Source organism: Streptomyces sp. NPDC056373, assembly GCF_042262425.1.
GTDB lineage: Bacteria > Actinomycetota > Actinomycetes > Streptomycetales > Streptomycetaceae > Streptomyces.
Window position 1 is genome coordinate 478336 of record NZ_JBHJPX010000002.1, and the last position, 13836, is coordinate 492171.

At 70.5% G+C, this 13836-nt stretch carries 11 protein-coding genes and 1 pseudogene; 7 read left to right on the forward strand and 5 right to left on the reverse strand.

Annotated features, from left to right (window positions below; genetic code table 11):
- Positions 1-11: 11 nt before the first annotated feature.
- The 7 genes from ACFCXS_RS06095 to ACFCXS_RS06125 all read left to right on the forward strand — a co-directional run bounded on the left by ACFCXS_RS06095 (position 12) and on the right by ACFCXS_RS06125 (position 6938).
- Positions 12-347: an ArsR/SmtB family transcription factor gene (locus ACFCXS_RS06095; protein ID WP_376641862.1), complete on the forward strand. Its 336-nt coding sequence runs from the start codon at positions 12-14 to the stop codon at positions 345-347.
- Positions 348-370: 23 nt separating this feature from the next.
- The gene (locus tag ACFCXS_RS06100; RefSeq protein ID WP_376641863.1) at positions 371-604 is read left to right on the forward strand and encodes a hypothetical protein; all 234 of its coding nucleotides are present in this window, start codon (positions 371-373) and stop codon (positions 602-604) included.
- Positions 601-1386, forward strand: coding sequence for a sensor domain-containing protein (locus ACFCXS_RS06105; protein ID WP_376641864.1), 786 nt, complete (start codon positions 601-603; stop codon positions 1384-1386). Before ACFCXS_RS06100 ends, ACFCXS_RS06105 begins: the two co-directional genes overlap by 4 nt.
- A complete protein-coding gene (locus ACFCXS_RS06110) occupies positions 1358-2155 on the forward strand; it encodes an ABC transporter ATP-binding protein (RefSeq protein WP_376641865.1) in 798 nt (265 codons plus the stop codon). Before ACFCXS_RS06105 ends, ACFCXS_RS06110 begins: the two co-directional genes overlap by 29 nt.
- Entirely contained in the window at positions 2152-4695 is a 2544-nt protein-coding gene (locus ACFCXS_RS06115) for an FtsX-like permease family protein (protein WP_376641866.1), read from the forward strand. The genes ACFCXS_RS06110 and ACFCXS_RS06115 overlap by 4 nt, the downstream gene beginning before the upstream one ends.
- A 150-nt stretch (positions 4696-4845) precedes the next feature.
- Positions 4846-6399, forward strand: coding sequence for a tryptophan halogenase family protein (locus tag ACFCXS_RS06120; protein WP_376641867.1), 1554 nt, complete (start codon positions 4846-4848; stop codon positions 6397-6399).
- 71 nt (positions 6400-6470) lie between these two features.
- Entirely contained in the window at positions 6471-6938 is a 468-nt protein-coding gene (locus ACFCXS_RS06125; RefSeq protein ID WP_376641868.1) for a flavin reductase family protein, read from the forward strand.
- Here the strand turns inward: ACFCXS_RS06125 and ACFCXS_RS06130 are convergent.
- The 5 genes and pseudogenes from ACFCXS_RS06130 to ACFCXS_RS06150 form a co-directional block, all read right to left on the reverse strand.
- Positions 6935-7183 carry a LysR family transcriptional regulator gene (locus ACFCXS_RS06130; protein ID WP_376641869.1) on the reverse strand — a complete coding sequence of 83 codons (249 nt, stop codon included), beginning with the start codon at positions 7181-7183 and terminating at the stop codon, positions 6935-6937. The two genes, ACFCXS_RS06125 and ACFCXS_RS06130, sit on opposite strands and share 4 nt — an antisense overlap.
- Before the next feature lie 144 nt (positions 7184-7327).
- Positions 7328-7921 (reverse strand): annotated as a pseudogene (locus tag ACFCXS_RS06135) (transposase family protein); the annotation flags it as partial.
- Positions 7922-8076: 155 nt separating this feature from the next.
- The gene (locus tag ACFCXS_RS06140; RefSeq protein ID WP_376641870.1) at positions 8077-10323 is read right to left on the reverse strand and encodes an MMPL family transporter; all 2247 of its coding nucleotides are present in this window, start codon (positions 10321-10323) and stop codon (positions 8077-8079) included.
- A 232-nt stretch (positions 10324-10555) separates the two neighbouring features.
- Entirely contained in the window at positions 10556-12811 is a 2256-nt protein-coding gene (locus tag ACFCXS_RS06145; RefSeq protein WP_376641871.1) for a pyridoxal-phosphate dependent enzyme, read from the reverse strand.
- 49 nt (positions 12812-12860) lie between these two features.
- Positions 12861-13763 (reverse strand): kinase, encoded by a 903-nt coding sequence (locus tag ACFCXS_RS06150; protein WP_376641872.1) that lies wholly within the window; start codon positions 13761-13763, stop codon positions 12861-12863.
- Positions 13764-13836 lie beyond the last annotated feature (73 nt).

Genomic DNA, 13836 nt, shown 5'->3' on the forward strand with positions numbered 1-13836 from the left:
GGAGGTGGGCGTTGACCAGCGAGGAGCTCCTCGCCTTACTCTCCGCCGTTGGCCATACCCAGAGGCTCCGGGCCATCGCAGGCCTTGCCGACGGCCGTATGTACGTCAGTGAACTGGCCCGGCAGCTGGGCATGTCCCGCCCCCTGCTGTACATGCATCTCGAGCGTCTGGAGAAGGCCGGCCTGGTCGCCGGGCACCTGGAACTCTCCGACGACGGCAAGGCTCTGAAGTACTTCGAGCTGGTGCCGTTCGATCTGCACCTCAACGTGCAGACGATTCTGGACGCCCTGCAGGCGGACGAGCAGCAGGCAGGCGAAGTGGATGAGCCTGCCGATGAGGAAGGTTAGAACGTTATGAGGGGGACCCGGACATGACCGGCGCCGTTGTCGCCATCGCCATCGTCTTGATCGTCGTCGGAGGTATCACGGCGGCGGTGGTCTCGCACTTCAGACTGCAGCGCCACCGCGCCGACGCGGTGGCGATGGCCTCGTACCGCAAGCTCGCCGAAGAGGCCGTCGCCCACCAGGGGGCTCTGCGGGCCGAACTGGCCGAGCTGAAGGCCCGGGTGAGCTCGATCGACGACATGCTCCGGAGGATCGAGTGAGCAGGCCGGTCCCCAGCCGCCTGCGCCCTCCGGCCTCTTCGATCAGACTTCCGCTGTCCGCCGCCCCCTGGCTCGCCGCCGGCTATCTCGCGAGCTACCCCTTGGTCGGGGGCGCCCTGTTCGCCGTGGCGACGGCCGCCCTGGTGAGCGGCGTGGTGCTGAGCCAGTTCACGGTGACCCTGCCGCTGATCATCGGCTCGGTGTGGGTGGTCAGGAGCTGTGCGCAGGTCGAGCGGGGCCGCGCCACACTCGTCGACCGGCCGATCCCCTACCGGTACAACGAGGTCATCGAGGCCGGTCTGCCCGCCCACCTCGTGACCCGCTGCACCGATCCGGCGTTCGCCCGCGACTGCGCCTACCTCGTACTCCTCTTTCCTCCGCTGCTGGTCCTGGATCTCTTCGCGCTGCTCGTCTGGCTGGTGTCCCTCGGCTGCGTCACGCTGCCCCTGTGGTACGCGGCTGTGGACGTCTCGGGCGGCCCCATGGGCCCGGACGGCACGCTCGGCTGGGTCCACACCCTGCCCGGGGCGGCAATCCTGGCGCTCCTCGCGCTGGTCCTGCTTCCCTTCGCCGCGCGGCTCCTCATGGCCACCGCCCGACTGCACCTGACGGTGGCCCAGGCGGTACTCCGCCCGCCGCGCGACCCTCTCGCGCGGGCCAAGGGCGTGCTCGACGGCCCCGGCCCCCTCTCCACCATGCCGGGCGCCCGTCGCGCCGGCGCCCCCTCAGAACCCTCAGAGAACGGGGAATCCCATGAACCGAACACAAGCCGGGTTATCTGACGTCGTCGTCCAACTGGACTCGGTGCACAAGGTCTACGGCGGCGGCAAGAACAAAGTGGCCGCTCTCGACGGTGTCAGCATCCACCTGCGCAGGGGAACCTTCACCGCGGTGATGGGACCGTCCGGCTCCGGCAAGAGCACCTTCCTGCACTGCGCCGCGGGACTGGACCGGCCGACGTCCGGATCCGTCCGGCTCGACGGCGTGGAGCTTGCCGGGCTCAAGGAAAAGGCCCTGACCAAACTTCGGCGCGAACGCGTCGGCTTCGTCTTCCAGGCGTTCAACCTGATGCCCGCGCTGAACGTACGGGACAACGTCACCCTGCCCCTGCGCCTGGCGGGACAGCGGCCCAGGGCCGCCGAGGTCGACGAGGTCATCGAGCGCGTCGGCCTCGCCTCGCGGCAGAAGCACCGTCCCGGTGAGCTCTCCGGCGGCCAGCAGCAGCGCGTGGCCATCGCCCGCGCACTCGTCACACGTCCCGCCGTGGTCTTCGGCGACGAACCGACCGGAGCGCTGGACACCCGGACCGCTCGCGAGGTCCTCGGGCTGCTGCGCGAGGCCGTCCAGTGGTCCGGACAGACCATCGTGATGGTCACCCACGACCCGATGGCCGCCGCGCACGCGGACCGCACCCTCTTCCTCGCCGACGGCAAGATCGTCGACTCGCTGGAGCGCCCGACCGCCGACATGGTCGCCGAGCGCATGACCCACCTCGGAGCCTGGGCCGAGGAGCGCACGGCGGCCGACGGGCAGTACGGAGCGGCCCGGTGATCGGGCTCGCGCTACGTTCCCTGAAGTTCCACAAGGGCGGCTTCGTCGCCTCGTTCATCGCGCTCTTCTTCGGCGCCACCATCGTGATCGCGTGCGGTGGGCTGCTGGAGACCGGGGTGCGGGGACTGGCCGAGCCGCAACGGCTGCAGGCCGCACCGATCGTCCTCACCGGGGACCAGGGCTACCCCGAATCCAACAAGGTCTTCCGCGAGCGGGTCCGGCTCTCCACCGCCGACGTGTCCAAGGCTGCGGCCGTGCCGGGCGTCCAGGCGGCCGTGCCGGACGTCTCCATCCCCGCCGTGGTCGCCCCGGCCGGCGGCAAGGGCACCGTCCCGGCCACCGGTCACGGCTGGGACTCCGCCCGGCTGGGGTCGTACCGCCTGGTCCAGGGCGGCGCACCGGACGCCGCGGGCCAGGTCGCGCTCGACGCGCGGCTCGCCGCCCGGACGGGCGCCAAGGCGGGCGACCGCATCACCCTCGGTCTGGACGGCACCCTGGCCACGTACCGGGTGACCGGGCTGGTCAGCGGACCGGGCGAGGCCGGGACGCTGTTCCTCGCGAACGACGACGCCGCCCGGCACGCCCCGCAGCAGGACAAGGTCGACTCCATCGGCATCCTCACCCGCCCCGGCGCCGACACCGGCGAGGTGCGGGCCGCGCTCTCCGCCGCCTTCGCCGACGCCCCCGTCTCGGTGCTGACCGGTGACGAGCGCGGCCGCGCCGAGTTCCCCGAGGTCGTGACCGAGGGCAAGAACCTGGTGTCCCTGTCGGCCGTGTTCGGTGCCATGTCCGTGATGGTCACGGTGTTCGTGGTGGCCAGCACACTCGGTCTGTCCCTGCAGCAGCGGCAGCGGCAGATGGCCCTGCTGCGCGCGATCGGCTCGACGCCCGGCCAGGTCCGGCGGATGGTGCTCGCCGAGACGTTCACCATCGCCGTGTTCGCCACCGCACTGGCCTGCGTGCCCGGACCCCGTCTGGGGCAGTGGCTGCTCGGCCGGTTCGTCGACGCGGGTGTGGTGCCGGACGTACTGATGCACCGTGCCGGCGGGGTCCCGATGATCGTGGGCGCCGGGGCGGGGCTGGTGACCGCCCTCGGGGCGGCCTGGATCGCGGCCCGTGCCGCATCCCGCACCCGCCCGACCGAGGCGCTGGCCGAGGCGTCCCTGCAGCGTCGCCGGCTCAACTGGATCCGGCTGCTCTTCGCCGTGCTCTGTCTGGCCGGCGGCACCGTCCTGGCGGCCGTCACGGCGAACCTCGACGGCCCGACGGCGAGCAGTACGGCCTCGCCGGCCGCGATGCTGTGGACCGCCGGCTTCGGCCTGCTGGGTCCCAACCTGAGCCGGATCATGACGGCCCTGCTGCACTGGCCGCTGCGCGCGGTCACCGGCTTCTCGGGTCAGCTGGCCCTGCTCAACGCCAAGGCCCGGGCGGCCCGGCTGGCCGGAGCCGTCATGCCGGTCATGCTCGCCACCGGCCTGGCCACCGCCCTCATCTACCTGCAGACGACCCAGAACCAGGGCGCCCAGCAGGCGTTCGAGGACAACCTCCGGGCCGACCTCGTCCTCACCTCGGTGACCGGCGGGATGTCCGCCTCGCTGGCCGGCGACATCGGCAAGGAGCCCGGCGTGGCGGCCGCCTCCGCCTATGTGCCGAGCTCCGGCTTCCTGGAGCCGTCCAAGGCCGAGATGGCGGCGTACGACGGAAAGGGCCGCAGGCCCAAGGGTGACCGCGTGCAGATCACCGGAGTCACCGGGACGGGCATCGAGCGCACCACGGCCATCCGTACGGTGAGCGGCGACCTCGCCGATCTGACCGGGGACACCGTGGCACTGCCCGAGTCCTCCGCCGGGGGACACCGGATCGGTGAGCGGATTCCCATGCGCATGGGTGACGGCACCGTGGTCGAGCCCCGCCTGGTGGCGACGGTGGGGAACCAACGCGGATACGGTGCGGCGCTGATGCCCGCCTCCGTGGTGGCCGCGCACACCACCGACGGCGCGGTGCCGCAGATCCTGGTCGCGGCGGCCCCCGGTACCGCCGCCGAGCGGCTTGCCGCCGAACTCACGGGCCCCGGCGCCCCGTCGCCCGGACTGCGTGCGGCCGACCGGGCCGACCTGGTCACCGCCTCGGCCGAGCAGAACGACACCCAGACCTGGGTGGCGTACCTCCTGGTCGCCATGGTCGTCGGATACTCGGTCATCGCCCTGGTGAACTCCTTGGTGATGGCGACCGGCGAACGGCGTCGCGAGTTCACCCTGCAGCGCCTGGTCGGGGCCACGAAGGGCCAGGTGATGCGGATGATGACGGTGGAGGCGCTGCTGACCGCTCTGGCCGGTCTGGCTCTCGGCATGCTGGTCGCCGTGCTGACGCTGGTGCCGCTGAGCCAGGCCGTGCTCGCCCGGTCGCTGCCCTCGGGTCCGCCGTCGATCGTGCTGGCCGTCGCAGGTGCGGCGCTCGTCCTGACAGTCGGGACGACGCTGCTGACGGCCCGCATGGCGCTGCGCACACAGCCCTCGGCGGCAATCGGCAGCCGCGACTGAACCGGACGCGGCCGGTTTCCTCCGGGTCTACCAGCGTATTTCGCCCACCACTTAACAACGTGGTGGGCGAAGTCTTGTCAAGAATACGCTCGCTGTTATGGCGTTGAAGCCCATCGGAATCCATCCCGTCGCAGAAATTGGAGTTTCTCGATGCTGAACAGAGTCGTGATCGTAGGAGGTGGTACGGCCGGCTGGATGACGGCGTCGTACCTGAAGGCGGCCTTCGGGGACCGGATCGACATCACGCTCGTCGAATCCGGAAAGGTCGGCACCATCGGCGTCGGTGAAGCCACGTTCAGCGACATCAGGCACTTCTTCGAGTTCCTCGGTCTGAAGGAATCGGACTGGATGCCCGCGTGCAATGCCACGTACAAGCTGGCGGTGCGCTTCGAGAACTGGCGCAAGCCGGGTCACCACTTCTACCACCCGTTCGAGCACATGCCGTCGGTCGACGGCTTCCCGCTCGCGGAGTGGTGGCTGAAGAGCGGCCGCAGCGACCGGTTCGACTCGGACTGCTTCGTGATGGCCAACATCTGCGACGCCGAGCGCAGCCCCCGCCACCTCGACGGCCGCATGCTGGAGCAGCCGTTCGACGAGAACGCCGAAGAACCCCGTGGCCTGACGATGTCGGAGCACCAGGGCAAGACCCAGTTCCCGTACGCCTACCACTTCGAGGCCGCGCTGCTGGCGAAGTACCTCACCACCTACACGGTGGAGCGGGGCGCCAAGCACATCATCGACGAGGTCAAGGACGTCAAGCTCGACGAGCGCGGCTGGATCAGCAGCGTGGTGACCGCCGAGCACGGTGAGCTGACGGGCGACCTGTTCATCGACTGCACGGGCTTCCGCGGGGTGCTCCTCAACAAGGCCCTGGAGGAGCCCTTCATCTCCTTCCAGAACACGCTGCCGAACGACAGCGCGGTCGCCCTCCAGGTGCCGCAGGACATGCAGGCGCGGGGCATCCGGCCGTGCACCACCGCCACCGCGCAGGAGGCGGGCTGGACCTGGACCATCCCGCTCTACGGCCGCATCGGCACCGGGTACGTCTACGCGAGCGACTACCTGTCCGCCGACGAGGCCGAGCGCACCCTGCGTGAGTTCGTGGGGCCGAGCGCGGCCGACGCCGAAGCCAACCACATCAAGATGCGCATCGGCCGCAGCAGCCGGTCCTGGGTCAACAACTGTGTCGGCATAGGCCTGACCAGCGGCTTCGTCGAGCCGCTCGAGTCGACCGGCATCTTCTTCATCCACCATGCGGCCGAGCAGCTGGTGAAGAACTTCCCCGGGCCGGACTGGAGCCCGGTGCAGCGCGACAACTACAACAGCGCCGTCGGCCATGTGATGGACGGTGTCCGCGAGTTCCTGGCCCTGCACTACGCCGCCGCCGGGCGCAACGACACGCAGTACTGGAAGGACACCAAGACCCGCGAGCTGCCCGACGGGCTGGCCGAGCGCATCGAGCGCTGGAAGCACCAGCTCCCGGACAGCGAGACGATCTACCCCTACTACCACGGGCTGCCGGCGTACTCCTACATGTGCGTCCTGCTCGGGATGGGCGGCATCGACGTCAAGCCGTCCCCGGCGCTTTCGCTCACCGACGACAGCGCGGCGCAGAAGGCCTTCCAGTCCGTGCACGACCGGGCGGCCGGGCTCATCCAGCAGCTTCCGTCGCCGTTCGAGTACTTCACGCACATGCGCCGTTGAGCACGCGGGCGCCGCGGCGGCCCGAGCGGCCACCGCGGCGCCGCGTCCGTCGTCCGAGGGAGCCTCACCCCGTGACCGAACTCATCCGACTCGACCAGCCCGCACGGCCCCCCGCCGCCCGCCCATGGTCCGTGGCCGACGGCCAGCGGGCCATGATGAGCGGCTTCCCCACCGGGGTCGCCGTCCTCACCACCACCGGCCAGGACGGCACCCCCCACGGCATGACCATCTCCTCGGTGTGCAGCGTTTCGCTGGACCCGCCCCTCCTGCTGGTCTGTCTCCGGATCGGCAGTCCCACGCTTCGCGCGGTCCTGGACACCGGCCGCTTCGCGGTGAACCTGCTGCGGTCGGGCGGAGCGGGCACCAGGGCCAGGGTGAGCAGCCCTTCGGTGACCGCGTTCATCGCCTCGACCGGATCCACCGTCTCGGTCTGCACCTCCACGGACGGCAGACACGCGGTGATCGCGTCCTTGAGGGTGGGCGGTGTCCACTCGACGTTTCCGACGCGCAGGATCTCCATGCTCTGGGCGGCCGCCTAGGCGATGAGGTCGTCACCGCGCCGGGCGAGGTCGACGAGCATGGGGATCAGTCGCTCACCGAGAGGCGTGGGCACCACACCGCTGTGCGAACGGACGAACAGTTCCCTGCCGAACTCGCGCTCCAGGCGGCGCAACTGGGAAGAAAGGGCGGGTTGCGGAAGATTCAGCAGGGTCGCGGCCGACGATATGCTCCCGGCGTTTGCGATAGCGGCAACGAGTCGGGCATGCCGTAACTCGACGCGCATTGCAGACCCAGCTCCCCCCGGACACGTGCCACCCGCATTACCGTAACATCACGGTATTGAATCTGGTGGTCGACGAAGGCCGGGGAATTACCGATTCCGTTGCCCGGAGGGCCGGTCAGTCGGTCAGTCGGTCAGTGAGCGTTTTCAGCGGTGCTTCTCCAGGGTGAGGACGGCCTTGGTGATGGCGCTCATGCGGTTGGGGCTGATGCGGGATCTGCGGAAGATCTGCCAGGACTTCAGCCGTGCCATGCCTCGTTCGACAGGTGCCCGGGCCGCGGACAGGGCGCGGTTCTCGGTCCGCTCGGTGAGGGTGAGTTCACCGCCTGGCGGGCGACGTTTGGCGGTGGTGACCCAGTCGCCCGCACCGATGCAGGCCATGTCGGCGAGGATCGGGACGCCTTGGCGCGCGCAGATCCGGAGGATCTGATGGGTGCGGGCGGCCGTCAGATCGTGGGTGCGGCCAGGCAATGCCGGCGACAGCCACAGAATCTCGCCGGTCGGGTCCATGACGACCTGCACGTTCACCCCGTGCCGCTTGTGTTTCGAGGAGCAGTCGGCCCTGCCGTCGCCGACGCGGTCGCACTCTGCGAGCGTGCCGTCCAGGAGGACGAAGTCCGGGTCGTGCGCGCGCAGCGTCTTCAGCAGGCCCGGCGCCTGCTCGGCGAGCAGACCCGTGACCGCGGTGACGTAGGCATGGGCGGTACCGACGGATACCCCGAAGGCTCTGGCAATACGGGCGGCGACGGTGCGCTGCTCGAAGATCTGCCGGGGAGTGACCTCCACACCCTGGGCGCGGGCGCGCGAGACGACCTGGATGGAGCGGATGGCAGCACCTGGCCTTCCCGGGGGAATAGAAGGCCGTTCGCGCGGCTGCCGAGGAAGGCAGCCGTGGCTCATACGCGCCCTGACTCGCGCGCTCGATAGGGAGGAGCAACCTCGGAAGCAGTCGCTCCGGTCTGCTTCGACTGCGCCGCCCGCATCCCTCGGGAGGGCCACCAGCTCAGGTCGCCCAGCAGGGTGAGGGCGGACGGCAGAATCATGATCCGCACGATGAAGGCGTCCAGCAGTACCGCGGCGGCGAGGACGAAGCCCATCTGCTTCATCTCGACCAGGGTCAGGAAGACGAAGCTGGCGAAGACCGTGACCATGACCACCGCCGCGCTCGTCACCACGCCCGCCGAGTTGCGGATCCCGTCCAGCACCGCCTTGCGGGTGGGCACACCGCGCAGCGCGGCCTCCCGGACCCGGCTGACCACGAACACCTGGTAGTCCATCGACAGCCCGAAGAGGATGACGAACAGGAACAGCGGCACCCGGGCCCCGATCGCTCCCGTGGAGTGGAAGTCGAGGATGCCCTCCGCCCAGTGCCCCTGGAAGACCAGGACCAGCAGGCCGAATGCGGACGCCGCGGAGAGCAGGTTGAGCGCGGTGCCGAGCAGACCGATGACCACCGACCGGAAAGCGAGCACCGTCACCGCGAACGTCACCAGCAGCAGGAAGCCGACGACCAGCGGCAGCTTGGAATTCTGGTGGTCCAGGTAGTCCGCGTCGCGGGCGATGTCGCCGGTGACGTACGCCTCGGCGCCCGGCACCTTCTCCACCGTCGCGGGCAGCAGGTCGTCGCGGACGCGGTCGAGCGACTGCAGCGCCTGGGGTGAACTGGGCTTGAAGGGCACGGAGAGCGTCAGAGTGGTGATCCTCCGGTCGCTGGAGGAGACCGGCTCGACGGCTGTGTCCTTGGCGAACATCGGGTCCGCCTGGGCCTGCCGCCGCAGGTCCTCCATCGCCTTCACCACCTGGGGTGAGCGGTCCGCGTCGGCACGCACGACCACCTGGTGCTGGACGAGTCGCTCCGGGAAGGCGCCGGTCAGCCGGTCATAGGTCTGCACGGAGGGGATCTCACGGGAGAAGGTGTCCCGGCCCAGCACGCTCAGTTTCAGGTCGAGGGCGGGCGCCGCCAGGCCCAGCATGACGAGCACCGAGACCAGCAGGGTGATCCCGGGACGCCGGGTGGCGGGCCGCAGCAGCGCGTTCCACACCGAGTTCGTCCCGCCCTGGCCCCCGGCCCTCTTGCCGCGGGCCGAGCGGCGGGCCCTGCGACGCTCGGAGCGGGCACCCAGCTTGGCCAGCAGGGCGGGCAGCACGGTCAGCGAGCTGGCCATGGCGACCGTGACGACGATGATGGCGCCGGTGGCCAGCGAGGAGAAGATGACGTCGGTCGCGAGGTACAGCGTCGCGGTCGAGACGATCACGGCCAGACCGGAGACCACGATGGCCCGGCCGGCGGTGGCCGCGGCGAGCTCCACGACGGCCTGGGATCCGAGGTGCCCCCCGGCCCGGGCCCGTTCCTCGCGGTCCCGCTTGAGGTAGAACAGCGAGTAGTCGACGCCGACGGCCAGGCCGATCAGCAGGATGATGTTGTTGCCCACGCCGGCGTCCGGCAGCACGTGCGAGGCGAGGGCGGACAGGCCCATGGCCGCGGCGATCGAGGAGAGCGCCAGCAGGACCGGGACTCCGGCCGCGATCACCGAACCGAACGCGATCATCAGCGTGATGACGGTGACCGGCAGGGTGAGCATCTCGGAGAAGGCCAGGTCGTCACTGCGCTGCTGGTCGAGGCCCTTGCTCATCGAGGGGCCGCCGGTCTCCTCCACCCGCAGGCCCGGGTGGGCCTTCTGCACGGCAGCGGTCTGCTCGGCCAGCGGGCCGACCTTCTTGCGCGCGGCGAGTTCCTCGCCGGCCATGACGACCTCGACCATCAGGACCTTGCCGTTCCGGGAGAGGACCGGCTTCTCGACCCGGTCGACCTCCTGGAGCCGCTTCATCCGTGCGGTGACGTCCGCGGCGGCGGCGCGGGCCGCCGGCACGTCCAGCGTGCCGGACCTGGAGTCGATGACGATCTGCTCGACGGGCCGGCGCTGCAGGCCGCCCTCCGTCGCGATCGCCTCCGCCTGCCCGGCCTTGCCGACCCGGTAGTCCTCGGTGGTGGCGCTGTTGGTCCCGACGGCGGCCGATGCTCCGAGGCACAGGGCGACGAAGACGAACCAGCCGACGATGGCGCGCCAGGGGTGGGCCGCGCTCCAACTCGCCACCCGGACGGTGACCGAGCGTTTCTCCACTGTCTCCAGCCCCTTACTCACGTCGACTATCTCTTCTACATGTAAGTCTGAGCTTACAGGCGTAAGAGCATGCTTCGTCAATCGCTCTTTGCGTCATCTGGGGCCTGGCGGAAGGCAGTTGGACCACATCCGGCCATTCAGCACGGACCCCGCCCCCCGATTTCGGGGAGCGGGGTCCGATGGGACATCCGAAGAGCCAGGTCACAGGGCTGCCAGGAGCTTGGCGGAGAAGCAACTACCGAGCCGCTCCGCGTCACCGGTCGCGCAGGGTGACCCCGATCAGTGCCGTGGCCCGGTCGAGGGCCTCGACGACGGCCTCCCGGCTTTCTCCCACGGCGACGACGTACCCGATCCGTCCGTACGCGTCCGTGGGCGGAGCCACCTTCGTCCCCGCCGCGGCGGTAACGGTCACGCGCTCCACCCCGGGAACCGCCCGGGCCTGCTCCAGCCCCGTCACACCCTCCAGCACTCCCGCCTCGCCGGGCAGGATGAACTGGATGCCGGCGTGGCGCGTGCAGCCGTCGGGGAGCAGCGGTCGCGTTCCGGCGGCGTGGGCCACCTGGGCGGCGAGCAGATCGACACCGGTCGCGAGACGGTACAGCTCGGGGATGAGACCGCCCGCGAGCCTCGGGTTGATCTCGACGACGGCACTGCCCGTCGCGGTGCGCTTCACCTCGGTGTGACTGGGGCCGCGGCCCAGCCCGGTCGCCTCCAGCGCCGCCGACACCGTCTCGGTCATCTCCCGCGCCGCCTCGGCCGGCAGGTCGGCGGGCACGAGGTGCCGGGACTCCACGAAATGGGGCGCGCCGGTCACGGTCTTCTCCGTGATGCCGATCAGCCGGTGCACGCCGTCGACGCCGAACATCTCCACGCTGTACTCCGGCGCGTCCAGATACTGTTCGACCAGGGCCCGGCCCGCCATGGGCTGACCGCGCCCGTTGGTGGTGCGGGCCGTGATGTCCCGGGCCAGTTCGGCGGCCTGCTGCGCGCTGTCGCAGCGGCGCACCCGCGTCGAGCCGGAGTCGTCGACCGGCTTGACCACACACGGGGTACCGACGCGCTCCGCGGCCTCGGCGGCGGACGGACCGTCCTCGACCACCTCGAACCCCGGCTGCCCGATCCCGGCCCGCTCCAGCGTCTCGCGCAGCCGCCCCTTGTCCCTGCAGCCGGCTATCGCCTCGGCACGCTCCGCGGGCAGGCCCACCGCGGTGGCCAGCCCGGCCGCCGCCACCAGATAGAACTCGCTCGTCGTGGAGACTCCGGCGATACAGCCCGGTTCGAATGCCTTCGTCACCGCCCGGAGCAGCGCGTCGGGGTCGTCGGTGTCGCAGTCCACGACCGTGGCACCGGTCTCGGCCAGCCCCTTGTACCGGGTGGAGTCGCCCGTCACCAGCACCGGCTCGTAGCCGGCCTCCGCCGCGATCCGCAGCGCCAGCATCCCGGTGCCGGTGGTGTTGGACTCCACGAAGACGAATGCCGGGCGCGGGGCGCCCGCGCGGTTGCGGCGGAACGACCAGCTGTGCACCTCGGTTCCGTCGAGAACCTGTCGCGGCACCGTGGCCACCGGCAGGCGCTGAAGATCCTTCTCGGCCCAGTGCGCGTCGCTGTGCACGGTGTCGGCGTAACGGTCACCGCGGTCCGGGAAGATCCCGACGACGGTCGTGCCCGGCGTGGCACGCGCGGCCATGGCCTCCAGAACCCGGTACACCGATCCGGACGTGTTGCCCGCGAACAGCTTCTCCGTGCGGGCCAGTTCACGGGTGGCGCCGAACGCCTCGCGGTCGTTGAGCCAGTGGACCTCGTCGATCAGGGCATGGTCGAGGTTCTTCGGGTGCAGGCTGTTGCCCAGCCCGCTCTGCAGCCGCTGGGGCCGGTCGGGCTGGCCGAAGAGCACGCTGCCGACGCAGTCCACCCCGACCACGTACAGCTCCGGCAGGGACTCCCGCAGCACCCGTGAGGTGCCGCACAGGGAACCGCCACTGCCCACCGCGCCGACCAGGACGTCCACCGTGCCGAGGTCGGTGAGCAGCTCGTGCGCCAAGTGCCGGTAGGCGGCGGGGTTCTGCGGGTTCTCGTACTGCCGCGGCCAGAACGCCCCCGGGTTGGCGTCCATGATCTCCCGCAGCCGGGTCAGCCGGGCTCCCTGCCAGCCGTGGGCGTCCATCGCGGGCACCACGTGCACCTCGCAGCCCAGGGCCTCCAGCTTGGCCAGCGTCGTACGGTCGATGCGGGGGTCGGTGACGATGTGCACCGGGTGGCCGAGCGCGGTGCCCACCAGGGCGACCCCGAGGGCCATCGTGCCCGAGGAGCTCTCCACGATCGGAGCGCCCTCGGCCAGCGCGCCCGTGGCACGCGCCTCGGTGATGATCTGCCGTGCCACCCTGTCCTTCATCGCGAACAGGTTGTTCATCTCGAGTTTCGCGTAGACCCGGACATCCCGGTCGGCGCCCACCCGCAGGCGTACCAGCGGTGTGTTGCCTATCGCCTCGATCACGTTCTGGCTCAGCATGTGTGCTCTCTCTTCCCATCCCTGCGCCGGGCCGGCGAAGCGCCGGAGTTCATCGGTCGAAGCTCAAGGTCCGGTACACCGTGACGTTTCCGACGAGCTCGGAGCACGCGCTCGCGGCATCCACCAGCCGCTGCGGATACGAGGGTTCGGCCGTGTCGAGGAGCACGCCCAGGCACGTCCCGCTGTGGCCGACCACCACGCCGAGCCCGCCCACCTGCCGACAGGTGTCGATCATGGCCTCGAGCTTCCTCTTGGGGCGCAGCACCTGGTTCATCAGGGCGCTGCGCGTGGCCACCTCACCCACCTCGGTGAGGTTCCCGCCCGCCACCGCCGTGGCCATCCGCTCCAGCAACCGCGCGTACTCCTCGCGGTCCGCCGCCGAGAAGGGCTTCGGGATGCGGTTGAAGGCGATCGTGTCGATCTCGCCGCCCTCGTCGGCGCCCACCACCGTCATCGACGGCAGGGACCCCAGCTGACTGTGGAGTGCCACGCGGCGGTGGTAGAAGGCCACGATGCCGGGGTAGAGCACGCCGTCGGTGGGCTCTATCCGCGCCAGCGCCGGAGGGCGCCGACTCGCCTCCGCCGCCTGCCGCATCAGGTCGTGCCAGGTGCGGCGCAGCACGCCCCGGGCCCCCAGCAGTCGTGGCGCGGCCGGATCGCCGTCGGCGGGCACGTACCCCGTGACCGGGTTCTGGTCGGAGGTCAGTGCCGCAACCACCCTCAGGTGTGCGGCCAGCAGCACGGCGTTCAGCGGGACCGCGCCGCGGGCGGCCACCGTGCGCAGTCGGGCGGTCAGTTCAGGGGGCAGGACGAGCTCGGCGGCCACCGTGGCACGCGCACCCGTCTCGTCCGAGGTCCACCGCAGGACGCGTACGGCCGACGCTCCGACGTCTTCCGAAGCGGGCTCGTCCGTCGTCCCGGCCGGTGCTGAGCAGCCCAGAATCTTCGCCACGTGATCGCCAACCTACCGAGGAATGGACGGAGGAATGTGTTGTTCGCATCGCCTTCGTGACCATGCTGAAGAC